At 67.1% G+C, this 25,789-nt stretch carries 25 protein-coding genes; 16 read left to right on the top strand and 9 right to left on the bottom strand.

The genetic code is table 11. The features are described from left to right. Positions 1-36 precede the first annotated feature (36 nt). Complete coding sequence (locus ACHQ4I_RS07345; RefSeq protein WP_420770933.1) at positions 37-345, top strand: ATP/GTP-binding protein; 309 nt, start codon at positions 37-39, stop codon at positions 343-345. Positions 346-465: 120 nt separating this feature from the next. Here the strand turns inward: ACHQ4I_RS07345 and ACHQ4I_RS07340 are convergent, their stop codons facing one another. Beyond that, the gene (locus ACHQ4I_RS07340) at positions 466-1,470 is read right to left on the bottom strand and encodes a coiled-coil domain-containing protein (RefSeq protein ID WP_040687167.1); all 1,005 of its coding nucleotides are present in this window, start codon (positions 1,468-1,470) and stop codon (positions 466-468) included. 86 nt (positions 1,471-1,556) lie between these two features. After that, positions 1,557-2,030 carry a methylmalonyl-CoA epimerase gene (mce, locus tag ACHQ4I_RS07335; protein WP_420770932.1) on the bottom strand — a complete coding sequence of 158 codons (474 nt, stop codon included), beginning with the start codon at positions 2,028-2,030 and terminating at the stop codon, positions 1,557-1,559. A gap of 214 nt (positions 2,031-2,244) precedes the next feature. On the opposite strand from mce, the gene ACHQ4I_RS07330 reads away from it, so the two are divergent. The 3 genes from ACHQ4I_RS07330 (at position 2,245) to ACHQ4I_RS07320 (ending at position 4,808) form a co-directional block, all read left to right on the top strand. Then, on the top strand, positions 2,245-3,423 hold the full coding sequence (locus ACHQ4I_RS07330) for an acetyl-CoA C-acetyltransferase (RefSeq protein ID WP_420770931.1): 1,179 nt from the start codon (positions 2,245-2,247) through the stop codon (positions 3,421-3,423). A 106-nt stretch (positions 3,424-3,529) separates the two neighbouring features. Further along, complete coding sequence (locus ACHQ4I_RS07325) at positions 3,530-3,898, top strand: DUF3817 domain-containing protein (RefSeq protein WP_420770930.1); 369 nt, start codon at positions 3,530-3,532, stop codon at positions 3,896-3,898. Positions 3,899-3,959: 61 nt separating this feature from the next. After that, positions 3,960-4,808 (top strand): tetratricopeptide repeat protein, encoded by an 849-nt coding sequence (locus ACHQ4I_RS07320; protein WP_420770936.1) that lies wholly within the window; start codon positions 3,960-3,962, stop codon positions 4,806-4,808. Positions 4,809-4,840: 32 nt separating this feature from the next. Here the strand turns inward: ACHQ4I_RS07320 and glgB are convergent, their stop codons facing one another. Genes glgB through ACHQ4I_RS07305 form a run of 3 tightly spaced genes read right to left on the bottom strand, consistent with a single transcriptional unit; the run spans position 4,841 to position 9,678 of the window. Then, a complete protein-coding gene (glgB, locus tag ACHQ4I_RS07315; protein WP_420770929.1) occupies positions 4,841-6,997 on the bottom strand; it encodes a 1,4-alpha-glucan branching protein GlgB in 2,157 nt (718 codons plus the stop codon). After that, positions 6,994-8,997, bottom strand: a complete 2,004-nt coding sequence (locus tag ACHQ4I_RS07310; RefSeq protein ID WP_420770928.1) for an alpha-1,4-glucan--maltose-1-phosphate maltosyltransferase — start codon at positions 8,995-8,997, stop codon at positions 6,994-6,996. Before ACHQ4I_RS07310 ends, glgB begins: the two co-directional genes overlap by 4 nt. Positions 8,998-9,036: 39 nt before the next feature. Next, positions 9,037-9,678 carry a LysE family translocator gene (locus ACHQ4I_RS07305; RefSeq protein WP_420770927.1) on the bottom strand — a complete coding sequence of 214 codons (642 nt, stop codon included), beginning with the start codon at positions 9,676-9,678 and terminating at the stop codon, positions 9,037-9,039. A gap of 122 nt (positions 9,679-9,800) precedes the next feature. On the opposite strand from ACHQ4I_RS07305, the gene glgP reads away from it, so the two are divergent. Beyond that, complete coding sequence (glgP, locus tag ACHQ4I_RS07300) at positions 9,801-12,374, top strand: alpha-glucan family phosphorylase (protein WP_420770926.1); 2,574 nt, start codon at positions 9,801-9,803, stop codon at positions 12,372-12,374. A gap of 17 nt (positions 12,375-12,391) precedes the next feature. Here glgP and ACHQ4I_RS07295 read toward each other — a convergent pair whose 3' ends face one another. Then, positions 12,392-13,084, bottom strand: a complete 693-nt coding sequence (locus ACHQ4I_RS07295) for a DUF3108 domain-containing protein (protein ID WP_420770925.1) — start codon at positions 13,082-13,084, stop codon at positions 12,392-12,394. 213 nt (positions 13,085-13,297) lie between these two features. Here ACHQ4I_RS07295 and ACHQ4I_RS07290 point away from each other — a divergent pair, with 213 nt between their 5' ends. Together ACHQ4I_RS07290 and ACHQ4I_RS07285 are read left to right on the top strand one after the other, a co-directional pair. Then, the gene (locus ACHQ4I_RS07290) at positions 13,298-14,659 is read left to right on the top strand and encodes an NCS2 family permease (RefSeq protein ID WP_420770924.1); all 1,362 of its coding nucleotides are present in this window, start codon (positions 13,298-13,300) and stop codon (positions 14,657-14,659) included. Positions 14,660-14,762: 103 nt separating this feature from the next. Continuing rightward, a complete protein-coding gene (locus tag ACHQ4I_RS07285; RefSeq protein ID WP_420770923.1) occupies positions 14,763-15,296 on the top strand; it encodes a DoxX family protein in 534 nt (177 codons plus the stop codon). Between the two features lie 439 nt (positions 15,297-15,735). Here the strand turns inward: ACHQ4I_RS07285 and ACHQ4I_RS07280 are convergent, their stop codons facing one another. Beyond that, positions 15,736-17,781: an ATP-dependent DNA helicase gene (locus ACHQ4I_RS07280; RefSeq protein ID WP_420770922.1), complete on the bottom strand. Its 2,046-nt coding sequence runs from the start codon at positions 17,779-17,781 to the stop codon at positions 15,736-15,738. 134 nt (positions 17,782-17,915) lie between these two features. Beyond that, on the bottom strand, positions 17,916-18,482 hold the full coding sequence (locus tag ACHQ4I_RS07275) for a nicotinamidase (RefSeq protein ID WP_420770921.1): 567 nt from the start codon (positions 18,480-18,482) through the stop codon (positions 17,916-17,918). A gap of 117 nt (positions 18,483-18,599) precedes the next feature. On the opposite strand from ACHQ4I_RS07275, the gene ACHQ4I_RS07270 reads away from it, so the two are divergent. Then, entirely contained in the window at positions 18,600-18,875 is a 276-nt protein-coding gene (locus ACHQ4I_RS07270) for a hypothetical protein (protein ID WP_420770920.1), read from the top strand. Here ACHQ4I_RS07270 and ACHQ4I_RS07265 read toward each other — a convergent pair. Next, positions 18,805-20,136, bottom strand: a complete 1,332-nt coding sequence (locus ACHQ4I_RS07265; RefSeq protein ID WP_420770919.1) for a nicotinate phosphoribosyltransferase — start codon at positions 20,134-20,136, stop codon at positions 18,805-18,807. The two genes, ACHQ4I_RS07270 and ACHQ4I_RS07265, sit on opposite strands and share 71 nt — an antisense overlap. A gap of 83 nt (positions 20,137-20,219) precedes the next feature. On the opposite strand from ACHQ4I_RS07265, the gene clpS reads away from it, so the two are divergent. The 8 genes from clpS to ACHQ4I_RS07225 all read left to right on the top strand — a co-directional run bounded on the left by clpS (position 20,220) and on the right by ACHQ4I_RS07225 (position 25,776). Then, positions 20,220-20,540 carry an ATP-dependent Clp protease adapter ClpS gene (clpS, locus tag ACHQ4I_RS07260; protein WP_420770918.1) on the top strand — a complete coding sequence of 107 codons (321 nt, stop codon included), beginning with the start codon at positions 20,220-20,222 and terminating at the stop codon, positions 20,538-20,540. Between the two features lie 23 nt (positions 20,541-20,563). After that, positions 20,564-21,133 (top strand): oxidative stress transcriptional regulator AosR, encoded by a 570-nt coding sequence (gene aosR, locus ACHQ4I_RS07255; protein WP_420770917.1) that lies wholly within the window; start codon positions 20,564-20,566, stop codon positions 21,131-21,133. A 75-nt stretch (positions 21,134-21,208) separates the two neighbouring features. Then, positions 21,209-22,267, top strand: a complete 1,059-nt coding sequence (locus tag ACHQ4I_RS07250; protein WP_420770916.1) for a P1 family peptidase — start codon at positions 21,209-21,211, stop codon at positions 22,265-22,267. 122 nt (positions 22,268-22,389) lie between these two features. Then, positions 22,390-22,812 (top strand): M67 family metallopeptidase, encoded by a 423-nt coding sequence (locus tag ACHQ4I_RS07245; protein ID WP_420770915.1) that lies wholly within the window; start codon positions 22,390-22,392, stop codon positions 22,810-22,812. 33 nt (positions 22,813-22,845) lie between these two features. Further along, a complete protein-coding gene (locus ACHQ4I_RS07240; protein WP_354954923.1) occupies positions 22,846-23,118 on the top strand; it encodes a MoaD/ThiS family protein in 273 nt (90 codons plus the stop codon). A gap of 8 nt (positions 23,119-23,126) precedes the next feature. Further along, positions 23,127-24,089, top strand: a complete 963-nt coding sequence (locus ACHQ4I_RS07235) for a PLP-dependent cysteine synthase family protein (RefSeq protein ID WP_420770914.1) — start codon at positions 23,127-23,129, stop codon at positions 24,087-24,089. Positions 24,090-24,204: 115 nt separating this feature from the next. Continuing rightward, complete coding sequence (locus ACHQ4I_RS07230; protein WP_420770913.1) at positions 24,205-24,933, top strand: rhomboid family intramembrane serine protease; 729 nt, start codon at positions 24,205-24,207, stop codon at positions 24,931-24,933. 78 nt (positions 24,934-25,011) lie between these two features. After that, positions 25,012-25,776 carry a cyclic nucleotide-degrading phosphodiesterase gene (locus ACHQ4I_RS07225; RefSeq protein ID WP_420770912.1) on the top strand — a complete coding sequence of 255 codons (765 nt, stop codon included), beginning with the start codon at positions 25,012-25,014 and terminating at the stop codon, positions 25,774-25,776. Positions 25,777-25,789 lie beyond the last annotated feature (13 nt).

The following is a 25,789-nucleotide window of genomic DNA, read 5'->3' as shown; positions in this document are numbered from 1 at the left end:
CGCGGTGTGCGCTGGGCCACGACCTAGGCTTATGGCATGCCCCGACGAAAACCGCGGACCGAACGCCAGGTGGGCCGCTCGCAGTCGGGCGGCTCGCCGATCGGCGATGTGTTCGGTCGACAGGAAGCGGGGCCGGATACCGACGATATGTACGTCGTGCGGACCATTGCGGGCGGGCGGGCGATCAAAACCTATCGCTGCCCGGGTTGCGATCACGAAATCCCGCCCGGCGTAGCGCATATCGTCGCGTGGGCGGTCGACGGCGGTGAGGACGACCGCAGGCACTGGCACCGCGGGTGCTGGAACGGCCGTCGGACACGGCGGATTACGCGGCGCTGGTCGTGAATAGCCTTGGGGCACTGCGGCCCTCATCCCGCGCATTAGGAAGGCCGTCCCGGATCCGGGACGGCCTTCGGTGTGAATTCGGTTGGGGTGTTGCGTTTGTCGCCGCTCAGCCCGCCGGTGTCAGTTGGTGATTTCGGCGTTCTCGCGCTCGTCGGCGTCGATGTCGTCTTCCTCGGCCGAGACCTCGGGGATCGCCTTGGTGCGCGAACCACCGGTGACCGACTTGGTGCCGCCGCCGATCGACTTGCGCTGATCCGGAACACCGTCCAGCAGTTCGCTTTCCCGGTTGACCGCCGCGAGCATGGCGGGCACCGAGTCGAGCTGACCGCGGATTCCGAGCAGCTGGGCGAGCACCCGGCCGCGCAGCACGCGCATCTCCTCGGCCAGTTCCTTCGCGTGCGCGATCTTGCGCTCGGAGGTCTGGGTGGCGGAGGTGATGAGGCGGTTGGACTCGTCGGTCGCGTCCTTGATCCGCTGAGCGGCCTCGGCGCGGCTGGTGGCCTCGAGCTCCTCCATGGCGCGGGTGAGCTTGGTGCGACGCTCCGCCATGGTGGCTTCGAAGTCCTGCTGGGTTGCCTTGCGCTTGGCGTCGGCTTCCTTGCCGAGGCGGTCGGCCTCGGCCTGGGCGGCCTCGATGATCTTGGCGGATTCGGTACGCGCATTCGCCAGGGTCTGCTCGAATTCGATTTCGAGCGCCTCGCGCTTCTCCTTGGTCTCGGCGAGCAGCGATTCGTACTTGCCACGCATTTCGGTGGCCTGCTGCTCGGCGATCGACACCATTTCCGCCGCCTCGGCCTGCGCCAGGGCGCGCACCTCGGAAGCCTCGTCGGAAGCCAGGCGCAGCATCCGGGAGATGCGGTCGGACATGCCTTCCGCAGTGGTCGGCGGAACCGAAAGGCGATCGACTTCCTTACGGAGTTCGTCGATCTCGTCCCGCGCGTCCTCCAGCTGGCTGGCGAGGTTACGGGCTTGCGCCGCAGCGGCATCCCGATCTGTGGCGGTGACCCTTAACTCGGCATCGAAACGGTCGAAGTAGTTGCGTACCTCGTCTTGCGCATAACCCTTGCGCACAACGGTGAAGGGCAGTGCAACGAAGCGATTGCGATCGGACTCAGGTGACGACATGGCACACAAACTACAGCCTACTTGCACCTCATGGTGACTCGACCGCGAATGTGATCGGGACGAGTTTTTCGGGCCCGATCTTGATACTAGTGCGTAACATTCGCGTTCGGCTCGACCAACTCGATCAGCACACCGCCAGCATCCTTCGGGTGAATGAAATTGATGCGGGAATCGGCGGTTCCGTGCCGAGGTGCGTCGTACAGCAAACGCAGACCCCGATCACGAAGATAAGTGGAGACGGCCTCGATATCGGTGACCCGATAGGCGAGTTGCTGCAGTCCCGGCCCGCTGCGGTCGATGAACTTGGCGATCGTCGAGTCGGCGTTCAGGGGCGCTAGCAACTGCAGAGCAGTCGCGCCGTCGGGTGCGCCGGGCAATGACAGCATCGCCTCGTGCACACCTTGGGCCTCGTTGACCTCGCGATGGGTCTCGATCATGCCGAGATTCTCGGCATACCAGGCGATTGCGGCATCCAGGTCCGGCACGGCGATGCCGACGTGGTCGACGGCGACGACGTAGTCGCCGGGTATGAAGTTCGACGGGTCGTTTAGGTTGCTCACCACTCGAACGTAGCGCCTGATCGAACACAGCCGGCCGAAAGGCCGTCATTAGTCCCTTGCGCTCGGCCGAGCGCAGGCGACGAGGGCGCCGCGTACCTGGTATAGGGGGGTCTGGCAGGACAAGCTACCGTTGAGTACAAAGGTTGACGTCGCGCGTGCTCAGTGCCGCACGTAGTGCGCGGCGCTGTTCCGATCAATGAATGCGAGGCTCGTCGTGACCACAACCGTGATCGTCTCCGGTGCGCGTACCCCGGTCGGTCGGCTGCTCGGGGGTCTGAAGGACTTCAGCGGTTCCGACCTGGGCGGTTTCGCCATCAAGGCGGCGCTGGAGAAGGGCGGTGTCGTGCCGGAGCAGGTCGACTACGTGATCATGGGCCAGGTGCTCACCGCGGGCGCGGGGCAGATCCCGGCCCGGCAGGCGGCGGTCGCGGCGGGTATCCCGATGGATGTGCCCGCGCTGACGGTCAACAAGGTGTGCCTGTCCGGTATCAACGCGATCGCGCTCGCGGACCAGCTGATCCGCGCCGGCGAGTACGAGATCGTCGTCGCCGGTGGCCAGGAATCGATGAGCCAGGCCCCGCATCTGCTCGAAAGGAGCAGGGAGGGTTACAAATACGGCGATGTGACGCTGCGCGACAGCATGGCCTACGACGGTCTGCACGACATCTTCACCGACCAGCCGATGGGTGCGCTGACCGAACAGCGCAACGACACCGAGCCGGTCAGCCGGGAGGCGCAGGACGCGTTCGCGGCGGCCTCGCATCAGCGTGCGGCGGCCGCTTGGAAGAACGGCGTCTTCGATGACGAGGTGGTTCCGGTCGCGGTGCCGCAGCGCAAGGGCGATCCGATCATGGTGAGCGCCGACGAGGGCATCCGTGCGGACACCACCGTCGAATCGCTGGCCAAGCTGCGCCCGGCCTTCCGCAAGGACGGCACCATCACCGCGGGCACCGCCTCGCAGATCTCCGACGGCGCGGCCGCGGTGGTCGTGATGAGCAAGGCCAAGGCCGAGGAGCTGGGGCTGAGCTGGATCGCCGAGATCGGCGCCGCGGGCGTTGTCGCCGGTCCGGATTCGACGCTGCAGGATCAGCCCGCCAACGCGATCGCCAAGGCCTGTGCGCGCGAAGGCATTTCGCCCGCCGAGCTGGATCTGGTGGAGATCAACGAGGCGTTCGCGGCGGTCGGCATCGCCTCCACCCGCAAGTTGGGCATCGATCCGGAGAAGGTGAACGTCAACGGTGGCGCGATCGCCATCGGCCACCCGCTCGGCATGTCCGGTGCACGCATCCTGCTGCACCTGGCGCTGGAGCTGAAGCGGCGCGGCGGCGGCATCGGCGCGGCTGCCCTGTGCGGTGGCGGCGGTCAGGGTGACGCCCTGATCATCAAGGTGTAGTTCTCGTCTCCGTCGGCTCGGCATATACCGGGTCGACGGGGTCTGCGGGCCGAGGTGTGACCGGTTCAACTACGACCCGTCGTAGCAGTCCGGCACAATGGTGGCCATGGGCAATTTCTTCGACTTGAGCACCGTGGCCAAGCGGTTCCGCTTCATCGCCGTGCTGGAGGCGATCTCCTGGGTTTTCCTGATCGTCGGCATGGTGTTCAAGCGCCTGCCCGAACCGGTCCTGTGGCCGGTCAAGGTGTTCGGGATGACGCACGGCATCATCTTCGTCCTGTTCGTCATCACCGCGATCCTCGCGGCCCGCGAGCTGGCCTGGAACACCAAGACCACGGTGCTGGCGCTGCTGTCGAGCATTCCGCCGTTCTTCACCGTGCTGTTCGAGGTGTGGGCGGTGCGCGCGGGCAAGCTCGGTGAGCTGAGCGAGGTCGCTTCCGGCGACGCCGGAGCCCCGGCGTCGGTCACGCCGTGACAAACTGGAAACCGTGACTCGACCTGCTGCACGCCGCCCTTCGCCAGCCGTCGCCGCCGCTATGTCCGGTGCGGTGGATCTGTCCAGCCTGAAGCAGCCCCCGGCCGGGGCGTCGTCGGGTGGCGAGGGCGGCGATTACGCCGTCTCCGAGGCCGATTTCGAAACGAAGGTGCTGCGCCGCTCGACCCAGGTGCCGGTGGTCGTCGCGCTGTATTCGCAGCGCAGCCCGGGCAGTGTCGAGCTGGTACGGACGCTGGAGCGGCTCGTCGCGGAGGGCGCGGGCGCGTGGGACCTGGCGACGGTCGAGGCCGAGGCCAATATGCGGATCGCCCAGGCATTCGGCGTGAAGGGCATTCCGACCGTGATCGCGGTGGCCGGTGGCCGTCCGATCGCGGATTTCGAGGGCGCCCAGCCCGAGCCGCAGGTCCGGCAGTGGCTGAGTGCGGTCGTCGAGGCGGTCGGTGGCCAGCTCGAGGGCGGCGAACAGCAGCAGCCCGCCGAGGACCCGCGTTTCACCGCCGCGGAGGCCGCGCTGGAGCGCGGCGACATCGCCGGTGCGGAAGCGGCCTATGAGGCCATCATCGCCGCCGAGCCGGGCAATGAGGAGGCAAAGAGCGCGCTGCGTCAGTTGCGCTTCCTGTCCCGTGCCCAGGCGCTCCCGGACTCCGCCATCGCCGCCGCGGACGGCGATCCGGCCAACGTCGACGCGGCCCTCGACGCCGCCGACGTGGAGCTGCTGCACCAGCAGCCGGAGGCCTCGTTCGACCGGTTGATCGCCGTGATCAAGAAGACCGCGGGCGACGACCGCACCAAGGCGCGTACGCGACTGCTCGAACTCTTCGAATTGTTCGATCCGGCAGAGCCTTTCGTGGTGGCCGCGCGCCGCAAGCTCGCTGCCGCGCTGTACTGATCGCTGCTGGCGCGCTCGTACCGGCCCGGAGCTTATGGCTCCGGGGCGAGCCAGACCGCGGTGTTCGGTGCCAGGGCCACGGTGGCCGAGGCCGGGCGGCCGTGCCAGGGGTCGTCGGTTGCCTTGACGCCGCCCAGATTTCCGATGCCGGAGCCGCCGTATTCGACTGCGTCGGTATTGAGGATTTCACGCCAGGTGCCGGTGCTCGGCAGACCGACGCGGTATTCGCCGTGCACCGAGCCGGAGAAGTTGAAGACGCAGGCGATGACCGAGCCGTCGGAGCCGTAGCGCAGGAAGGCGATCACATTGTTCTCGCGGTCGTCGGCCTGTATCCAGGAGTAGCCGCCGGGGCTGGTGTCCTGGCTCCACAGCGCTGGGTGCGCGCGGTAAACCGCGTTCAGGTCCCGGACGGCGGTCGTAATGCCCTGGTGCAGTGGGTTTTCCAGTTCGTACCAGTCCAGGCCGCGGTCGTGTGACCATTCCCGGAACTGGCCGAAATCCTGTCCCATGAACAGCAATTGCTTACCGGGATGGGCCCACATATAGGCCAGTAGCGTGCGCACGCCCGCCGCCTTGGTGAAGTCGTCGCCGGGCATTCTGGTCCAGAGGGTGCCCTTACCGTGCACGACCTCGTCGTGGCTGATGGGCAGCACGTAGTTCTCGCTCCACGCGTACACCAGCGAGAAGGTGATCTCGTTGTGGTGCCAGGAGCGGTGGATCGGGTCGCGGCCCAGGTAGCCGAGGGTGTCGTGCATCCAGCCCATATTCCACTTCATGGTGAAGCCGAGGCCGCCGACATCGGCGCCGCGGGTGACACCGGGCCAGGTGGTGGATTCCTCGGCGATGGTGACGACGCCGGGGTGGTGCCGGTGCACGGTTTCGTTCAGTTCCTGCAGGAAGTCGACGGACTCCAGGTTCTCCCGGCCGCCGTGCACGTTGGGTTCCCAATCTCCTTCGGCGCGTGAGTAATCCAGGTACAGCATGGAGGCGACCGCGTCGACGCGCAGGCCGTCGATGTGGAATTCCTCGATCCAGTACCGCGCGTTGGCGACCAGGAAGTTGCGCACTTCGTTGCGGCCGAAGTCGAAAATATAAGTGCCCCAGTCGAGTTGCTCGCCGCGGCGCGGGTCGGCGTGCTCGTAGAGCGCGGTGCCGTCGAAGCGGGCCAGTGCCCATTCGTCGCGGGGGAAGTGGGCGGGCACCCAGTCGAGGAGTACGCCGATGCCGGCGGCGTGCATGCGGTCGACGAAGGCGCGCAAGTCGTCGGGGGAGCCGAAGCGGGCGGTGGGCGCGTAGTAGGAGGTGACCTGGTAACCCCAGGAACCGCCGAACGGATGCTCGGCGATCGGCAGCAGTTCGATATGGGTGAATCCGGCTGCGTGCACGTAATCGGCCAGCTGATCGGCCAATTCGCGATAGCCGAGGCCCGGCCGCCACGAGCCGAGGTGCACCTCGTAGACGCTCATCGGCGCGCGGGTCGGGTCGGTGCGTTCGCGGGTGGCGACCCATTCGCTGTCGGACCAGGTGTAGGCGCTCTGCGTGACGACGGATGCGGTGGCGGGCGGCATTTCGGTCGCGAAGGCCAGCGGATCGGCGTGATCGACGGTCCGCCCGTCCGCGCCGTGCACCCGGTATTTGTACTTGGCGCCCACCCCGACGCCGGGGATGAAGACCTCCCACACGCCGGAGGATCCCAGCGACCGCATCGGCGCGGTATTTCCGCTCCACCCGTCGAAATCCCCGATCACGGTGACGCCGCGGGCATTCGGCGCCCAGACGGCGAAGGAGGTGCCGTCCACGTCGCCATCGAGGGTGGTGTAGTGGCGTGGGTGCGCCCCGAGCACTTCCCACAGGTGTTCGTGGCGGCCCTCGCCGATGAGATGCAGATCGAGCTCACCGACGGTGGGCAGGAAGCGGTAGCCGTCCGCGCTGATGATCGTCTGCCCGCCTTGATAATTGGTGACGATTCGGTAGTCCATCAGATCGGGATGCGGGACGACGCCGGTAAAGACGCCGTGTCCCAACGGCTCCAGCGGGTGATCGACACCGCCGACCCGGGCGAACACCGTATCGGCATGCGGGCGCAGCACCCGCACGACGGTGCCGTCCGGATGCGGATGCGCGCCGAGCACGGTATGCGGGTCGGGATGGGTGCCCGCCGCGAGCAACATCAGATCCCGGCGCTTCATCGAAGCGTCCTCCGGAAGGCCAGTTCCGTGCGTGCCCGCTGCGGCACCGCGGGCAGTGTGAGGATGTGGGCGACCGCGTGCGTGGGATCCAGCCGCACGTAATTCGTCTGCGCCCAGTGGTATTCCTCGCCGCTGACCTCGTCGAATACCACCGGATGGTCATGCCATTCGCGGCCGATCGCGGGCAGGTCGAGCGAGAGCATGCCCCATTCGGCGCCATAGGGATTCAGGTTCACCACGACCAGCACGGCATCGCCGCTGACCGGATCGATCTTCGAATAGGCGAGCAGCGCATCGTTGTCCACGTAGTGGAAGTGGATGCACCGCAGCTGCTGTAGCGCCGGGTGCGCGCGGCGGATCTCGTTGAGCCGAGTGAGCCACGGCTCCAACGATTCGCCGCGCGCCAGCGCCTCGGCGAACGGGCGCGGGCGCAGTTCGTACTTTTCCGAATCCAGGTACTCCTCGCTGTCGGGCCGCACCGCCTGATGTTCGAAGAGTTCGAATCCGGAGTAGACGCCCCAGGTCGGGGCCAGGGTGGCGGCCAGCACCGCGCGGATGGCGAACATGCCCGGACCGCCGTGCTGCAGGCTCTCGTGCAGGATGTCGGGGGTGTTGACGAACAGATTCGGTCTGGCCTCGTCGGCCTTGGCGGCCAGCTCGTTGCCGAATTCGGTCAGCTCCCATTTGGCGACGCGCCAGGTGAAGTACGTATAGGACTGGCTGAATCCGCGTCGGGCCAGACCGTAGAGCCGGGCCGGTCGGGTGAACGCCTCGGACAGGAAGATCACGTCGGGATCGGTGCGTCGCACCGTCGCGATCAGCCATTCCCAGAAGTCGGCGGGCTTGGTGTGCGGGTTGTCGACTCGGAAGATCTTGACGCCCAAGCCGATCCAGTGCCGCACGACGCGCAGCACCTCCGCGTACAGCCCGTCCGGATCGTTGTCGAAGTTGACCGGGTAGATGTCCTGGTACTTCTTCGGCGGATTCTCGGCGTAGGCGATGGTGCCGTCCGGCAGCGTGGTGAACCACTCCGGGTGCGCGGCGACCCACGGGTGATCCGGTGCGCACTGCAGGGCCAGGTCGAGGGCCACTTCCAGGCCGAGTTCGGTTGCGGTGGCGACGAATTCGGCGAAGTCGGCGGTGGTGCCGAGTGCGGGGTGGATCGCGTCGTGTCCGCCGTCCTTCGAGCCGATCGCCCATGGGGAGCCGACGTCACCGGGTTCGGCGGCGAGCGTGTTATTGCGGCCCTTGCGGTTGATTTCGCCGATCGGGTGGATGGGCGGCAGGTAGATCACGTCGAAACCCATGCCCGCGATGCGCGGCAATTCCTTTGCTGCGGTGGCGAAATTGCCGTGGATCGGGTTGCCCATGGCATCGCGGCCGCCGGTCGAGCGCGGGAAGAACTCGTACCACGAACCGTAGAGGGCGCGTTGCCGTTCCACCTGCACGGTGTGCTGCGGGCCGCGAGTGACTATGTCCCGCAACGGCGTAGCGCGCAGAATCTCGGCGACCTCGCTGCCGAAGGCGGGCGCGACGCGGGCGGGCAACTGCTCATCGCTGCGCAGCGCCGCCGCGGCCGCGCGCAATCGCTCGAACTGCTTCTTCGGCAGGGCTTGGGCGGCGCGCTCGAACAGCCGGGCGCCGAGCTCGAGGTCGTTGTCCAGGTCGGCGGCGCTCTGCCCGACCGCCAACTTCACTTCCACCGCTGCCCGCCAGGTGGCGATCGGATCGCCCCAGCCCTCGATGCGGTAGGTCCACGCGCCGGGCAGGTTGGGCACGAAGGTGGCATTGAAGACGTCGGGCTCGTAGTCCGGTGTCATGCGAATACGGGTGATCCGCGAGGATCCGGGGCCGCGCACCGCGAGGGTGGCGGAGACGGCTTCATGCCCCTCGCGCCAGACCACGGTGCGCACTGGAAAGACCTCGCCCACCACGGCCTTGGCCGGGCGGCCGCCGGGAATGGACGGGGCGGTGTCATCGATGGCGATGCGGCCGGTCACGTCGACCAACCTACCGGGTGCGGGCCGGTTGGTCGCCGATCAGCGTGCGTCGGCCGCCAGACCGAGGCCGAGCGCGACCAGGATCGCGCCGAGGGCGCGTTCCACCCGCTGGCGGATGCCGGTACGACGCAGCCAGGTCCCGGCCCGATCGGCCGCCAACACAATGCCGACGCACCAGGCCGTATCGATGACCAACTGAATGGCCGCGAGAATCAGCGCGGTCGGCAACACCGGGCCGGTCGAGGGCAGGAACTGCGGCAGGATGGTGAGCCCGAAGACGGCCGCCTTCGGGTTGGCCGCGATCGAGATCAGCGCGGCGCGGAAGGCCGAACCGGGGGTGCGGCCCGTCGGCAGCATCTTGGTCATATTGCTGCCGAATTCGTCGTGGCCGCGCGCCCCGCGCCAGGCCTGCACGCCCAGCCAGATCAGCACCAGCGCCCCGATGACGTGCACCGCAACGTTCATGAACCGGTTGGCGACCAGCAGCACCGACAGCCCCGCGCCACCGGCGAGCGTCCAACCGAACACTCCGATCTCGTTCCCGGCGACCGCGGCCAGGCCCGCCGCGCGACCGTCGCGCACCGCACGTTGCAGGAACAGCGCGGTCGCGGGTCCGGGCAGTGCGGCAAGAATGAGACAGGCCAGCAGGAACTGGGGAAGCACATCGATCCAGGGCGGCATCAGCCGATGCTGCCATCCGCGCGGGGCGGCCGCGAGCCGTTTTCGGGTCCGGATGAGGTCCTGACCAGTGACCTGCGTCGCCGGCGCCACCAGGGGACGCGGCGTTCGGTAGGGTTCCGCACGTGAAGGCACTTCGTCGTTTCACCGTCCGTGCCCATCTGCCCGAGCGTTTGGCGGCCCTGGGCGAACTTTCCACGAATCTGCGCTGGTCGTGGCATTGGCCGACCCAGGATCTGTTCGCTGAGCTCGATCCCGAGTTGTGGCGCGAACTGGGCCACGATCCGGTGCGGATGCTGGGGGAGGTGCCCGCGACGCGGCTGGACGAACTCGCCGACGACGCGGACTATGTCGGCCGGGTCGATGCCGCTGCCGCGGACCTGCGCGACTATCTGACGCGGCCGGGCTGGTTCCAGCGGCAGACCGGTGCGCCCGGCGTGCGCGGGATCGCGTACTTCTCGATGGAATTCGGTGTTACCGAGGTGCTTCCGAACTACTCGGGCGGGCTCGGGATTCTCGCCGGTGATCATCTGAAGGCCGCATCCGATCTGGGGTTGCCGCTGATCGGCGTCGGATTGCTATATCGCTCCGGTTATTTCCGGCAGTCACTGACCGCGGATGGCTGGCAGAGCGAGCACTATCCGGCGCTGGACCCGCAGGGGCTGCCGCTGCGGTTGCTGACCACCGACGGTTCGCCGGTGCTGATCCATGTGGCGATGCCCGATCAGCGGGTGCTGCGGGCGCGGGTGTGGATCGCACAGGTCGGGCGGGTGCCATTGCTGCTGCTGGATTCCGATATCGCCGAGAACGATCCGGAGTTGCGCGCGGTGACCGACCGGCTCTACGGCGGCGACCAGGACCATCGGATCAAACAGGAGATCCTGGCGGGTATCGGCGGGGTGCGGGCGGTGCGCGCCTACACGCGTGCGACCGGACTGCCCGATCCCGATGTCTTCCACATGAACGAGGGCCACGCCGGATTCCTCGGCGTCGAGCGGGTCCGTGAATTCGTCTCGACCGGACTGGATTTCGATACCGCGCTGGCCGCGGTGCGGGCGGCGACGGTGTTCACCACGCATACGCCGGTGCCCGCGGGTATCGATCGGTTCCCGATGCCGTTGGTGCGCAGGTATTTCGGCGGTGGTCACGGTGAATCCGAATCCGCGATGCTGCCAGGCCTTTCCATCGATCGCATTGTGGCGCTCGGCCGGGAATCGGATCCGTCGGTATTCAATATGGCGCATATGGGTCTGCGACTCGCCCAGCGCGCCAACGGTGTTTCCGAACTGCACGGCGAGGTCAGCCGCGCCATGTTCGCGGCGCTGTGGCCGGGCTTCGATGCGACCGAGGTACCGATCGGTTCGGTCACCAACGGTGTGCACGCGCCGACCTGGGCGGCGCGCGAATGGTTCGACAAGGCACGCGAACACATCGGACCCGAGCTGGTCGAAGAGGCCCGCGGCTGGGAGAAGCTGCGCGATATCGATCTGGGTGAGCTGTGGTCGACCCGGAATACGTTGCGGGCCACTCTCGTCGCGGAGGTGCGTCGCAGGGTGCGGGCCTCCTGGCTGGAGCGCGGTGCCGCATCGGCCGAATTGGGTTGGGTCGATAGCGTTTTCGATCCGGATGTGCTGACCGTCGGCTTCGCGCGCCGGGTGCCGACCTACAAGCGGCTGACGCTGATGCTGCGCGATCCGCAGCGATTGCGTGCGCTGCTGCTGCATCCCGATCGTCCGATGCAGTTGGTTGTCGCGGGTAAGAGCCACCCGGCCGATGACGGCGGCAAGGCGCTGATCCAGCAGGTCGTGCGCTTCGCCGACGATCCGGAGGTGCGCCACCGCATCGTCTTCCTGCCCGACTACGACATGTCCATGGCCCGCTACCTGTACTGGGGTTGCGATGTCTGGCTGAACAATCCGCTGCGTCCGCAGGAGGCCTGCGGCACCTCCGGTATGAAGTCCGCGCTCAACGGCGGCCTCAATCTCTCCATCCGCGACGGCTGGTGGGATGAGATGTACGACGGTGAAAACGGTTGGGCCATCCCGACCGCTGACGGCGTCTCCGACGAACATCGCCGCGACGATCTCGAGGCCGCCGCCCTTTACGACCTGTTCGAACGCACGGTCGCACCGCGGTTCTACGACCGCGATCTCTCCGATATGCCGGTGCGCTGGGTCGAGATGGTGCGCCACACCCTGCAAACCCTCGGGCCGAAGGTGCTGGCCTCCCGCATGGTCCGCGACTATTCCGTCGAGTACTACGCCCCCGCCGCGGCCGCCGGTCAACGCGCGCGCGTCGACGAATTCGCCGGTGCCCGAGCGATTTCGGAGTACCGCCGCCGAGTGGAGGCCGCCTGGCCCTCGGTCAAGGTCATCCAGGTCGATAGCGCGGGCCTCCCGGACACCCCGGTCATCGGCGCCGAACTCTCCCTGGCGGCGCGCATCGACCTCGGCGGCCTCACCCCCGCCGACGTCACCGTGCAAGCGGTACTCGGCCGAGTCTCCCCGACCGACGACCTCTCCGACATCACCGCCTTCCCGATGACCCACACCGGATCCGACTCCGGCGCAGAGCTGTTCACCGTCGAAACCCCGGTCCCACTCTCCGGCGCCGTCGGCTACACGATCCGCGTCCTACCCCACAACGAATTGCTCGCCAGCGATGCCGAACTGGGCCTGGTGATCGCCCCGAGCGCCTGATCCGGCGGAGATTGGGGCTAGTCGGAGGCTTTGGCGAGTTGGACCAAGCCCTTGGGGTCCCAGGGGAGCGGGCCGGTGGGGAAGCTGAAGCGGAGCATGCGGTGGGGTGTGGCGGCGTCGAAGTGCAGGGTGAAGGCGGGGAGGATGCCGTGGATGACCTTGTCGAGTAGGCCGTTGATGTGGGCGAAGCTGGGTTTGGCCTTGACCTGCCAGGCGTCGAATTTGCCCGCGGGGACGTCGATGGTGGTGCGCTTTTCCACCTTGACCTCCACGGGCCAGTGGATCGAATAGGCGAGCCACAGGTTGATCGTGGCCTTGGCGCCCTTGGTGAAATCCAGGCCGCGGAAGGTGGTGGCGCCGCCCAGCAGCGAGGTCAGCGGGCTCGGGAAGGGTTCGACCTTGCCGCCGAACTGTAGGTGCGCGGTGCCGTCGAAGTTGCCTTCCTCGCGGCTGACCAGGGTGTCGCCGAGCTTGCTCTCCGCGACATAGCTGCGGGTGGACAGAGTGCCGCCGGTGCGGTCGAAGATCTGCTCGACCTTCATGGTGAAGTCGTTCGCCATATCGACCGTCAGCTGGGTTCGGTAGGCGTCGTCGCCATCGTGCTCGACCAGCGAAGATACCTCGTACTGGGTCGGATCGGTGCCGACGGTCGCCACGTACTGGGACAGCTCGCCGTCGGCAATGCCGGGATCGCGAAAAGTGTTGCGCACGTTTACTTCCCCTCAAAGTTTTCCGGTCGCCGATGCGAGCGTCGATGCTCGCGAAACGCCGTGCGAAGTTAAGTTAGATGAATCTGTCTGAGATGGCCACCGTGACACTGCTCACGAAAACCTATATGGCCGCTGGGGCGAGTTCTCGGATTCAGTGAATTGTCGGCTACCGTGCCCTGGCACCCCCGTACATGTTTTTCGACTGGAGAGCTCATGGTCACCGACGTCCTGACCCGAACCCGAGGACGCCTGGACGCGTACTTCGGCATCAGTTCGAACGGCTCGACCATGAAGCGTGAGCTGATGGCCGGAACGATCACCTTCCTGGCCATGTCCTATGTGCTCGCGGTGAACCCGTCGGTGCTCGGCGACGAGGGCGCGCTCGGCGCCAAGGGCATTCCGATGCAGGCGGTTTTCACCGCCACGGCCGTCGCCGCGGTATTCGGCACGCTGGTGATGGGTGTGTGGGCCAGGTATCCGATCGCGCTCGCACCGGGCATGGGCCTCAACGCCTTCTTCGCGTATTCGGTGGTCCTCGGGATGGGGATCCCGTGGCAGGCGGCGCTGTCGGGCACCTTCCTCTCCGGTGTGATCTTCTTCGTGCTCGCGGTCACCAAGGTGCGCGAACGCATTCTCAATGCGATTCCGATGCAGATGAAGCTGGCCGTCGGCGCGGGCATCGGCATGTTCGTGGCGTTCCTCGGTCTGAAGAACGCGGGCATCGTGGTCAACAGCGACGCCACGCTTGTCACTCTCGGCGACTTCACCAAGGGCACGACGCTGCTCGCGCTGTTCGGCCTGGTCATGACCGTGGTGTTCCTGGTCATCGGCTGGCACGGCGCGGTGCTGTACGGCATCGTGCTCACCGCGGTGGTCGGCGTGATCAGCGGTCTGGTCGATCTGCCGCACGGCGTCGTCGCGATGCCGAGGGGCCTCGAGCACACCTTCGGTCAGGCGATCATCCACCTGCCGGACGCCTTCACCGGACAGATGGCCGTCGTCATTCTCACCATGCTGTTCGTCGACTTCTTCGACTGCTCCGGCACCCTGATCGGCGTCGCCAACCAGGCCGGACTGCTCGACAAGGACGGCAAGCTGCCGCGCGCGGCCAGCGCACTGGCCGCGGACTCGGTGGGCACCATGGCGGGTGCGGTCATCGGCACCTCCACCACCACCGCCTATGTCGAATCGACCGCGGGTGTCTCGGCGGGCGGGCGAACCGGGATGACCGCCGTGACCACGGCGGGCTGGTTCCTGATCGCGATGTTCTGCTACCCGATCTTCGCGGTGGTCGCGGGTTCTGCCGCCATTACCGCGCCCGCGCTCATCGTGGTCGGCGTGCTGATGGCCCGCGCGCTCGGCGAGATCGACTGGAACCGGCTGGAGTACTCGATCCCGGCCTTCATCACCGTCATCATGATGCCGCTGACCTACTCGATCGCGAACGGGCTTGCGATGGGGATGCTGTTCTACCCGATCGTCATGACCGCGAAGGGGCGCGTCAAAGAGGTGCATCCGGCGATGTGGGCGCTGCTGGTGATGTTCCTCGGATATTTCTTCTTCCTGGCGGAATAAGGTCGAGGGATCGCGCGGTTGGGCAGCACTGTGCGATAATCGGACCGCAGTCCGCTTCATTGCCGAGGCTAAACAGAACCGAATGCAGGGATGAGGACCAGCAATGACCAACAACAGCGCCGTCGCCTCGAGTACCGCGACTCTCGACAACTCCGCCGCCGATATCGGCCTCGTGCTGCTGCGCGTCGTTTTCGGCGGCCTGCTCGCCGCGCACGGCGGCCAGAAACTGTTCGGATGGTTCAGCGGCATGGGCTGGAGCCGCAACGCCGCGACCTTCGATTCGATGGGCTACAACCCGGGCAAACTGTTCGGCACGCTCGCCGGACTCAGCGAATTCACCGGCGGCATCCTGCTGGTGCTCGGTCTGCTGACGCCGCTGGCCTCGGCCATCGTGCTCGGCACCATGATCAATGCGATCAACACCACCTGGAGCGGCGGGCTGATGACCGGCAAGGGCTACGAACTGCCCCTGCTGTTCGCCACCGTCGGCGCGGTCGTCGCGTTCACCGGCCCCGGCAGGTTCTCCCTCGACAGCGGCCGCCCCTGGCAGCGTCAGGGCGTCGTGTGGGGCGTGGCCGCTATCGTGTTGGCCGTGATCGCGGCGGTGCTCACGCTGATCCTCAAGTGGACGCTCTGATCTCGTAGGACGCGCGGCGCGGCGCGGTGGCCGAGAGGGTCGCCGCGCCGCGGCTGTATCTGGGGCGCAATCGATTGGCGCCGATTCCACTGGCCTCCGTGGTGAAACTTGCTGCGCCACAGGGGCAATCGAGGATGCGTCCGTTGCGGTCGGCCCGGGTGACTGCGAAAATCGCACTTTCGGCCAAAGATCTTGCGCTGATGAAGAATTCGCCGAGACAGTCGATGTCCGGCTGATGCGTCATTATGAAGCGGTTCCATGTGCGGACCGGCGGCGACAGGGATTTTGTGGTGTCCCCGCGCCGCGTGCAGGGCTTGGCGCGGGGACCGCCGGTACCTCGGATGTGGGAATTGGGGTCCACCGGAAGTACCGAATTCTCAACTTACTTCTGTCTGGAAATAATGGAACTCTTTGTGAGTGGTATCACAATTTGGCCTGCTCAGGCGCTTGCGGCGGTCAGCCGCCGCAGCGCTTTGGTGACGACCTCCGGATCCGAGGTCTCCCAGTACGGCGGCAGGGAGGCTCGCAGATAGCCGCCGTAGCGTGCGGTCGCCAAACGAGAATCCAGGATCGCGACCACGCCGCGGTCATCGACGCTGCGCAACAGCCTGCCGGTGCCCTGGGCCAGCAGCAGGGCGGCGTGATTGGCCGCGACGGTCATGAAGCCATTGCCCCCGCGCGACTCGACCGCGCGTTGCCGCGCGGTCAGCAGCGGATCGTCTGGGCGGGGGAACGGGATCCGATCCAGGATGACCAGGCTCAGCGACGGACCCGGCACATCGACGCCCTGCCACAGCGACAGCGTGCCGAACAATGAGGTCTCCGGGTCATCGGCGAACTTGCGGACCAGTGCCCCGGTCGCGTCGTCCCCTTGACATAGAACGGGTGTGTTCAGCCGCTCGCGCAGTGCCTCGGTGGCCGCGCGTGCGGCGCGCATCGAGGAGAACAGACCGAGTGTGCGGCCGCCCGCGGCGGTGATCAGCCGCTCGATTTCGTCGAGGTAGGCCGGTGCCAGGCCGTCGCGGCCGGGTGCGGGCAGATGTTTGGCGACATACAGGATGCCGGATTTGGCATGGTCGAACGGCGAACCGACATCGAGCGAACTCCAGCGCACGACATCGGCGTCCGAGGGCGCCTCGGCGCCGTTCGCGGTCGCGGTATCGCTGCGGTTTGCCGACTGCGCGGGCAGACCCCAGGTGACGGCGAGTCCATCGAAGGAGCCGCCGATCTGCAGGGTGGCCGAGGTCAGCACGACGGTGGCGGTGCCGAAGAGTCTGCTGCGCAGTAGCCCGCCCACCGACAGCGGCGCCATGCGCAGCGTGCGCCGGGTGACGCCGCGGATCTCGTCGGCGGCCAGCCAGATGACATCGTGGCGCTTGGCCGGATCGGGTTCGTCGAAGGCGGTCAACGCGCGCACCGCACTGTCGTGCACCTCGTCGATGGCGGCCAGGGCCTGGGTGCGGGCGGCAGCGCTCTCCGGATCGCCCTGCGCGGTGGTGCCGCCCTGGGGTGCGAGCGCGGTGCGGGCATTCCAGGCGGCATCGCGGACCAGTGCGAGTACCGGCGCGATGCCGGCGGGCATGGCTTCCCAGCGGGCGGCGGGCAGTTCGTCCAGCACCGTGTGCCAGGCCTCGGCGGCCTCCTCGAGCCGGTCGACTTCCTGCTGGTCGATGAGTTTGGCGCAGCGCCGGGCGGCGGCGCTGATCGCCGAGGCGGCCAGTTCCGCGGTGGCCACGCCGGTGACCCGGTCGACCAGTTCGTGCGCCTCATCGATGACGACCACATCGTGTTCGGGCAGCACCTGGATGCCGCTGATCGCGTCGATGGCGAGCAGGGCGTGATTGGTCACCACCACATCGGCCTGCGCCGATTCCGCCCGCGCCCGCTCCGCGAAACAGTCCTGACCGAACGGGCAGCGCGACTTGCCGAGGCATTCCCGCGACGACACGCTGACCTGCCGCCAGGCCCGGTCGGTGACGCCTGGGACGAGCTCGTCCCGGTCGCCGGTTTCGGTATCGGAGGCCCATTCGTTGAGTCGCTGCACCTCCCGGCCGAGGCGCGAGATCGCGAACGCGTCGAACAGCTCCGCCTCCTGCGGCTCGTCCGGAATCACGCTATTGATCTTGTTCAGGCACAGATAGTTGTTGCGCCCCTTGAGGATCGCGAATTTCGCCTCCCGGCCGAGCGGCTTACTCAGCGCCTCGGCGAGTCGCGGCAGATCCCGATCGACGAGCTGGCGCTGCAGTGCGATCGTCGCGGTCGACACGACCACCGTGCGCCCGGTCCGCACCGCATGGCGCAGGCTCGGCACCAGATACGCCAGTGACTTCCCGGTTCCCGTCCCCGCCTGTACCGCCAGGTGCTCGTTGGTATCGATCGCGTGGTCCACCGCCGCGGCCATCGTCACCTGCCCGACGCGCTCCTTCCCACCGAGCGCATGCACAGCGGTGGCCAAAAGCTCGGATACGGGCGGCAGTTCGGGCACGCGACGAGCCTACTGCTTGGAACCGACAGAGATCACCGCCCGATCCGGTCGCCGCGGTACTTCGCATACCTTCGCGACGCGACCCCGGCGTGTCCCGCGGCAGGTCGGTATGCGCGGCATCTCGGAGCACCGAGCTATCGGGCGACCGACCCTTCGAGATCCACGCCCGCCGTGCGCATGCGATCGAGTGCCGCGCTGGTGGTGTCGGGTGCGACGCCCGCGGTGAAGTCGAGCAGCACCCGGGTGTCGAACCCTTCGATGCGGGCATCCAGGGCGGTCGCGCGCACGCAGTGGTCGGTGGCTATCCCGACGATGTCGAGCTCGTCGATGGAGCGCTCGCGCAACCAGTCGGCCAGGCTCGTGCCGTCCTCGGTGGCGCCTTCGAAACCCGAATAGGCCGCGGAGTATTGGCCCTTGGAGAAGATCTCCTGGATCGGCGCGGTATCCAGATTCGGGTGGAAATCCGCGCCCGAGGTGCCGACCCGGCAGTGCGGCGGCCAGGTATCCACGTAATCCGGATGTTCGGAGAAATGTCCGCCCGGATCTATGTGGTAATCGCGGGTGGCGACGACCGCACTGTAATGCGCGGCGTTCAGGTAGTCGGTGATGCGACGGGCGACCGCGGCCCCACCGGTGACGGCGAGTGACCCGCCCTCGCAGAAATCGTTCTGCACGTCGACGATGATCAACGCTCGGTTCATGTCGACCTCACTTTCCCAGGATCTAGGCGCCGAGTTTGTAAACACTCGGGCTCCTGTCTGTGGATTACATTGTGCCGCCTTATCGATCCGGCGGGCCACGGCCACTAGGAGGACTACGTGAGCAGCACCGTCAGAACGTCGATCGCACTCTTCATCGGCTACACCGCCTATATCGCCACCGTCTTTCTGCTCGGCGCCCGACCCGACTCGGTCGGTGCCTGGGTGCTACTGCTGATCAAGGGTTTCGTGATCGTGTTCTTAGCAGTCCAGACCGTCGAATGGCTGGGCAAACGACGCAACGCTCGAGCCGTCGATGCTCGGGTCAGCTCAGGAATGTCGTCGGAATCGCAGGCTCTCCATCCGATAGTTTCAGGCCCTCCCACGGCAGGCTGACCAACCCGCGCGAGACCAGTTTGCGACCGTCCGCGAGCGTGGGCAGTCCATCGACCGGGTCGCCGCCGCGCACCAGCGGAACCAAGAGCTCGCGCATCTCGAATCCGTTTGCGGCGGGCTGTGTTCCGGCGGCCGGATAGATGATCTCCTCGACCACGGTGCCGGTCCGGCGGGACAGCCGAACCGCCTTCTTGGTGCCGCCGCGCGACTCCTTGTGGCTGCTGCGCTTGGCGACCGGCAGCCCGTCCACCTCGACCAGTTTGTAAACCATTCCGGCGGTGGGCGCTCCGGACCCGGTGACCAGCGACGTCCCGACGCCATAGGCATCGACGGGTTCGGCACGCAATGCGGCTATCGAGTATTCATCGAGATCGCCGGAGACCACGATGCGGGTCTTGGTCGCGCCGAGCCCGTCGAGTTGCTCGCGCACCTGCCTGGCCAGCACGCCGAGATCACCGGAATCGATACGCACACCGCCCAATTCGGGTCCGGCGACCTCGATGGCGGTGGCCACGCCCTTGGTGATGTCGAAGGTGTCCACCAGCAGGGTGGTGCCGATGCCGAGCGCGTCGATCTGGCCGCGGAAGGCGGCCGCCTCATGTGCGCCGTCCGCGGCGCTGTGCAGCAGCGTGAACGCATGCGCGCTGGTACCCGCGCCCGGCACGCCGAAGCTGCGCACGGCCTCCAGATTGGAGGTCGCGTCGAAGCCGGCCAGGTACGCGGCGCGCGAGGCGGACGGCGCGGCGAGTTCGTGGGCCCGGCGCGAGCCCATCTCGATCATCCGGCGTCCGGCGGCCGCGCTCACCATGCGCGCGGCGGCCGAGGCGATCGCACTGTCGTGGTTGAGGACCGAGAGGGCCAGGGTCTCCAGCAGGACGCATTCGGCGAAGCTGCCGCGCACCGAAAGGATCGGGGAGCCCGGGAAATACAGCTCGCCCTCCGGATAGCCGTCGATATCGCCGGTGAAGCGGAACTCGCGCAGCCAATCAATGGTCTTGGAGTCCAGCAAGCCCGCCGCGATCTCCAGCTCCGGTTCCTCGAAACGGAACTGCGCCAGCGCGTCCAGCAGTCGGCCGGTGCCCCCGACCACACCGTAGCGGCGACCATTTGGCAATCGCCGGGCAAACACCTCGAAGGTGCAGCGGCGGTGCGCCGAGCCGTCGCCGAGCGCGGCCGCGAGCATGGTCAGTTCGTACTGATCGGTCAGCAGAGCGGTGCTGCGCATGTCCACCCAGCCACTGTAGACAGCGGCCGAGCGCATGATAGGCGGCTGTCGTCGGGGTGTCCGTCGAATCGGGGTGTACGGGTGTTGTGTATTCGGAGTCGCGTCGTACCCTGAGTGTTATGGCCTTGTGCAAAGCGAACGCGACACTGTCGGCGGCACAGGCGACTCCGGAAGCGGTCGAGTACACCGAGATCCTGGAGGCCGAGGACCGTCCCTGGGTTACGGTCGTCTGGGATGATCCGGTCAACCTCATGCACTACGTCACCTATATCTTCCAGAAGCTGTTCGGCTACAGCAAAGCGAAGGCGACCGAATTGATGCTCAAGGTGCACAACGAGGGCAAGGCAGTGGTGTCGTCGGGCTCGCGGGACAAAATGGAACAGGACGTGCGACGGCTGCACGCGGCCGGACTCTGGGCGACCATGCAACGGGACGACTGACCGGTACGACTACCCTGACGTCAGTGCGTAAGTGGAGCCGGAAGAACTCGCTGAGCGGCCTCAAATTGCGATCCGAGATGGACGCGCGTGAGGCGAGCGTGCTGCGGTCCCTGGTCGGTGCGGTTTCCGGCCTGCTGACCGAGCGCGCCCAGTCCGCACCCGACGACGAACTCGCCGATCTCACGGGGCTGCGCAGCGGCAATACCAGTCCGCCCGATGATCCCCGGCTGCACCGGCTGCTGCCGGACTTCCACCGCAGCGAACCGGGTTCCCCCGACGCCGATCGCGCCGATCTCAATAGCGCGCTGCGCGGCCTGCACGAACCGGAGATCATCGACGCCAAGCTGGCCGCGGGGTCGGTCGTGTTGAACACGGTGCCCACCGATGGCGGGAAGATCGTGCTGACCCCCGAGCAGGCCGACGCCTGGTTGACCGCGCTCACCGATGTGCGGCTGGCCTTGGGCACGGTGCTCGGAATCGATGCCGACACACCCGATCACCTCGAACCCGATGATCCGCGCGGCCCGCATCTGGACGTCTATCACTGGCTCACCTGGATGCAGGATTCGCTGCTGCAAGCCCTTGCTCCCTGACCCGAGCCGTTGCGCGAGCGGGGCGGCGCGGCTGAATGAGTCGGTGGGATTCGTGACGACCAGTCAGGAGCAGCTGTGAATGCGCAAGCGGGACAACGGAATTCGCTCACCGATGTCGCCGGCCTGTTGGTCGGGCATCACCATGCCCTCGATCCGGACGTGACGTTGGGTTCCGGCGCGGCGACTGGTTGCACGGTCGTGCGTATTCCGGGCGGTGCGATCGCCGCGGTCGATGTGCGCGGCGGTGGGCCGGGAACCCGGGAAACCGATCTGCTCGATCCGGGCAACACTGTGCGCCAAGTGAATTCGATCCTGCTCACCGGCGGCAGCGCCTACGGACTCGCGGCCGCCGACGGGGTGATGCGCTGGTTGGAGGAGCATCGGGAGGGCATCCCGATGGACCCGGCGGACCCGAGCCGCGTGGTCCCCATCGTCCCCGCCGCGGTTATCTTCGATCTTCCGGTGGGGGACTGGAGAATTCGCCCCACCGCCGACTTCGGGTTCCTGGCGGCCGATGCGGCGGCGGCCGACTTCGAGCGCGGTTGCGTCGGCGCTGGGGTCGGCGCGCGCGCCGGTTCGATCAAGGGCGGGGTGGGCACCGCGAGCGTGGTGCTCGGTGCCGGCCCGACCGAGGGCGTCACCGTTTCGGCGCTGATCGTCGCCAACCCCGTCGGCTCGGTCTTCGACCCACGCACCGGCCTGCCCTGGGGCGTCGGCACCGACGGCCCCGAACACTTCGGCCTGCACCCGGCCGCCCCCGACCGACTGGCCGCCGCCAACGCGCTCCCGGTCAAGGGCACCGTCCTCAACACCACCATCGGCGTGGTCGCCACCGACGCACCCCTGGACCCCGCGGGCTGTCGGCGCATGGCCGCCACCGCCCACGACGGCCTGGCCCGCGCCATCCGCCCCGCCCACTCACCCCTGGACGGCGACACCCTCTTCGCGCTCGCCACCGGCACCGCCCGGACCGCCGCCGCCCCGATGCCCCCGGCCTTCCCATCCGACCTACTGATCCTGGACGCCGTCTGCACCGCAGCGGCGGTGTGCGTGGAACGCGCCATCGTCGACGCGATCCTGTCCGCCCACTCCGTCGCGGGCATCCCCGCCTACTCCGACCTCTTCCCGCGCTGATCTACCACGGCCGTCCGATCGAGGGGCGGCGGTCCGATGTCGGGAATAGCCGAATATTCTGGGTCGTTGTCGGGTGCGATACGTCGGCGGCTGCGGTGCCGAAATGCGGAAGGGTTTGACTCGTGCTGGTGATAAGGGCCGACCTCGTCGAGGCGATGGTCGCGCATGCGCGCGCCGATCACCCGGATGAGGCGTGCGGCGTCATCGCTGGTCCGGACGGGTCGGATCGACCCGAGCGGTTCATCGCCATGGTCAACGCCGAGCGCTCACCGACCTTCTACCGGTTCGACTCCGGTGAACAGCTGAAGGTGTGGCGGGCCATGGACGACGCCGATGAGACCCCGGTTGTGATCTATCACTCGCACACCGCCACCGAGGCCTATCCGAGCCGCACCGACATCTCCTACGCGTCCGAGCCGTTCGCGCATTACGTGTTGATCTCCACCCGCGATCCCGAGCAGCACGAGCTGCGCAGCTTTCGGATCGTCGACGGTGTGGTCACCGAGGAGCCGGTCGAGATCGTCGATGCGTACGAGACCGTTTAGTACCCCCATGTTCGCCGAATTCGAGGAGTCCCCATGCCGGTAACCGTGTCCATCCCGACCATCATGCGTGGCCTCACCGGAGGCGAGAAGCGCGTCGACGCCCAGGGCTCGACCCTGTCCGCGCTGATCGAGAACCTCGACGCCAACCATCCCGGCCTCGCCGAGCGGCTGCTCAAGGACGGCAAGCTGAACCGCTACGTCAATATCTACGTCGACGACGAGGATGTGCGCTTCGCGGGAGGCCTCGAGGCAGAGGTGCCGGAGGGTGCCAGCGTCACCATCCTGCCCGCCGTCGCTGGAGGCTGATCGACCCCGTGGCACGCTATGAATCGCTGATCGCGACGCTCGGCAACACCCCGCTGGTCGGGCTGCGCAACCTGTCCCCGCAGTGGGACGGGGAGCATCCGGTGCGGCTGTGGGCCAAGCTCGAGGACCGCAATCCGACCGGATCCATCAAGGACCGTCCGGCGCTGCGGATGATCGAACAGGCCGAGGCCGACGGCCTGCTGACGCCCGGCTGCACGATCCTGGAGCCGACCAGCGGCAATACCGGTATTTCGCTGGCCATGGCGGCCAAACTCAAGGGCTACCGGCTGGTCTGCGTCATGCCGGAGAACACCTCGGTCGAGCGCCGCCAGCTGCTGACCATGTTCGGCGCGCAGATCATCGACTCCCCGGCAGCGGGCGGTTCGAATCAGGCGGTCGCGCTGGCCAAGCAGATCGCCGCGGAGAATCCGGATTGGGTGATGCTGTACCAGTACGGCAACCCGGCCAATGCGTTGGCGCACTACGAGACCACCGGCCCGGAAATCCTCGCCGACCTGCCCGAGATCACGCATTTCGTCGCGGGTCTCGGCACCACCGGCACGCTGATGGGGACCGGGCGGTTCCTGCGGGAGAAGGTGCCGGGCATCGAGATCGTCGCGGCCGAACCGCGCTACGGCGAACTGGTGTACGGACTGCGCAATATCGATGAGGGCTTCATTCCCGAGCTCTACGACGAGTCGGTGCTGACCACTCGGTTTTCGGTGGGTCCGTTCGACGCGGTGCGGCGCACGCGCGAGTTGGTGCTGGAAGAGGGCATTTTCGCGGGCATTTCCACCGGCGCGATTCTGCATGCGGCGCTCGGCGTCGCGCGCAAATGCGTGCGGGCGGGTCAGCGGGCGGATATCGCGTTCGTGGTTGCCGACGGCGGGTGGAAATATCTGTCCACCGGCGCTTATGACGGGACTCTGGAAGAGGCGGAAGAACGCCTCGACGGCCAGCTCTGGGCCTGAATCTTCGGCCTTTCTCGCTGGCCGTTCGGTCGCGGTTCGCGCCGGTACTCTCGAAAGAGCGAGGTTCTTTGTCGCGCAGTCGGCGTCCGAGACTCGCTCGACGAGGAGGTTGCGGATGACCGGCGGTTCGGGAATCGGTTCGTCGTTCGATCCGGAGCGGATCGCCGCGCTGCGCGCCCAGCTGGGTCAGCCGATCGGTTCGAGCCCCGGTGTGCCGACTCCCGGGAAGACCGAGCCGAATAGCTTCGCCCCGGTAAAACAGCTCTGGCTGCGCGCTGGTGTCATCATCACCGCATTCGTCGCCCTGCTCTATGGTGTCGAAGGCGTCGACACTCTCGACCACAACAATCTCGACTACAACGGCATCGAGCCGCGCGAGGCTGACGGCCTGTGGGGCATCCTCTGGGCCCCTGTCCTGCACCACGGTTGGGACCACCTGTTCGCCAATACGCTGCCGGTCCTCGTCCTCGGTTTCATCACCCTGCTCGCGGGCATCGGACGCGGGCTGACCGCCACCGCGATCATCTGGATCGTGGCCGGTGTCGGCGTCTGGCTCACCGGCGCCACCGGATCGGTGCATATCGGCGCGTCCTCGCTGATCTTCGGCTGGCTGACCTTCCTGATCTCGCGCGGCTGGTTCACCCGAAATATCCTGCAGATCGCCATCGGCTTGGTCGTACTGGCGATCTACGGGTCGGTGCTGTGGGGTGTGCTGCCCGGACAGCCCGGAATCTCTTGGCAGGGGCATCTTTTCGGGGCAGTGGGTGGAGTGCTCGCGGGCTGGGTACTCTCAGGCAATGAACGTCGACACCGTCGCGGGGATCGAGCCGGAGTCAATGCGTAGTCGCGGTATTCGCGCGACTCGTAGCGGAATGTGGGGGATCGGTTCTTGAGTGAGAAATCGTCGTGGGAGCATGGGGGAATGCGCCTTACCGTCCTCGGGTGCTCGGGCAGTGTGTCCGGCCCGGACTCCCCTGCGTCGGGATACCTGCTGACCGGGCCGGATATGTCGCCGGTGGTCATCGATTTCGGGCCCGGTGTGCTCGGCGCCTTGCAGCGCTACGCCGATCCCGGTGAGGTCGATATCTTCCTCACGCATCTGCACGCCGATCACTGCCTGGATCTGCCCGGGCTGCTGGTCTGGCGGCGCTATCATCCGACACCCCCGGTGGGGCGGGCGATCGTGCGCGGTCCCTCGGACAGTGCGGTGCGGATCGGCAATGCCTCAGCCGAGATCGGCGGTGAATGCGACGACTGGTCCGACGTCATCGATCACCGGACGTGGGTCGAGGGCGAGACGGTCGAATTCGGTCCCGGCCATACGGTGCTCGCGCGCCGGATGTACCACCCGCCGGAGGCCTATGGGTTGCGCATCGTGACGGCGGCCGGGCGGACCTTCGTCTACACCGGCGACACCGCGATGTGCGATGCGGTGCTCGAACTCGCGCAGGGCGCCGACATTCTCATGTCGGAGGCGTCCTGGACGCACGATCCGGCGAATCGGCCGCCCGGCATTCACCTCTCCGGCACCGAGGCGGGCATCATCGCGGCGCGCGCGGGCGTGAAAGAGTTGCTGCTCACCCACATTCCGCCGTGGACGTCGCGCGAGGATGTGATCGCCGAGGCCAAGGCGCAGTTCTCCGGACCGGTACACGCAGTAGCACCGGGCGAAACATTCGACATCTGACCGGTTGCCGCGC

It is taken from the genome of Nocardia nepalensis (genome assembly GCF_048910785.1).
GTDB classification, from domain to species: Bacteria; Actinomycetota; Actinomycetes; order Mycobacteriales; family Mycobacteriaceae; genus Nocardia; species Nocardia nepalensis.
Note: the sequence above shows the minus strand (reverse complement) of the source record. Positions and strands in the feature narration are given on the sequence as shown.

What these genes read in the sequence shown, in the direction of transcription:
- ACHQ4I_RS07345 (WP_420770933.1), top strand. Translation starts at nt 37, where the DNA reads ATGCCCCGACGAAAACCGCGGACCGAACGCCAGGTGGGCCGCTCGCAG.
- ACHQ4I_RS07340 (WP_040687167.1), bottom strand. Translation starts at nt 1,470, where the DNA reads ATGTCGTCACCTGAGTCCGATCGCAATCGCTTCGTTGCACTGCCCTTC.
- ACHQ4I_RS07325 (WP_420770930.1), top strand. Translation starts at nt 3,530, where the DNA reads ATGGGCAATTTCTTCGACTTGAGCACCGTGGCCAAGCGGTTCCGCTTC.
- ACHQ4I_RS07320 (WP_420770936.1), top strand. Translation starts at nt 3,960, where the DNA reads ATGTCCGGTGCGGTGGATCTGTCCAGCCTGAAGCAGCCCCCGGCCGGG.
- glgB (WP_420770929.1), bottom strand. Translation starts at nt 6,997, where the DNA reads ATGAAGCGCCGGGATCTGATGTTGCTCGCGGCGGGCACCCATCCCGAC.
- ACHQ4I_RS07305 (WP_420770927.1), bottom strand. Translation starts at nt 9,678, where the DNA reads ATGCCGCCCTGGATCGATGTGCTTCCCCAGTTCCTGCTGGCCTGTCTC.
- ACHQ4I_RS07290 (WP_420770924.1), top strand. Translation starts at nt 13,298, where the DNA reads ATGGTCACCGACGTCCTGACCCGAACCCGAGGACGCCTGGACGCGTAC.
- ACHQ4I_RS07285 (WP_420770923.1), top strand. Translation starts at nt 14,763, where the DNA reads ATGACCAACAACAGCGCCGTCGCCTCGAGTACCGCGACTCTCGACAAC.
- ACHQ4I_RS07275 (WP_420770921.1), bottom strand. Translation starts at nt 18,482, where the DNA reads ATGAACCGAGCGTTGATCATCGTCGACGTGCAGAACGATTTCTGCGAG.
- ACHQ4I_RS07265 (WP_420770919.1), bottom strand. Translation starts at nt 20,136, where the DNA reads ATGCGCTCGGCCGCTGTCTACAGTGGCTGGGTGGACATGCGCAGCACC.
- clpS (WP_420770918.1), top strand. Translation starts at nt 20,220, where the DNA reads ATGGCCTTGTGCAAAGCGAACGCGACACTGTCGGCGGCACAGGCGACT.
- ACHQ4I_RS07240 (WP_354954923.1), top strand. Translation starts at nt 22,846, where the DNA reads ATGCCGGTAACCGTGTCCATCCCGACCATCATGCGTGGCCTCACCGGA.
- ACHQ4I_RS07230 (WP_420770913.1), top strand. Translation starts at nt 24,205, where the DNA reads ATGACCGGCGGTTCGGGAATCGGTTCGTCGTTCGATCCGGAGCGGATC.
- ACHQ4I_RS07225 (WP_420770912.1), top strand. Translation starts at nt 25,012, where the DNA reads ATGCGCCTTACCGTCCTCGGGTGCTCGGGCAGTGTGTCCGGCCCGGAC.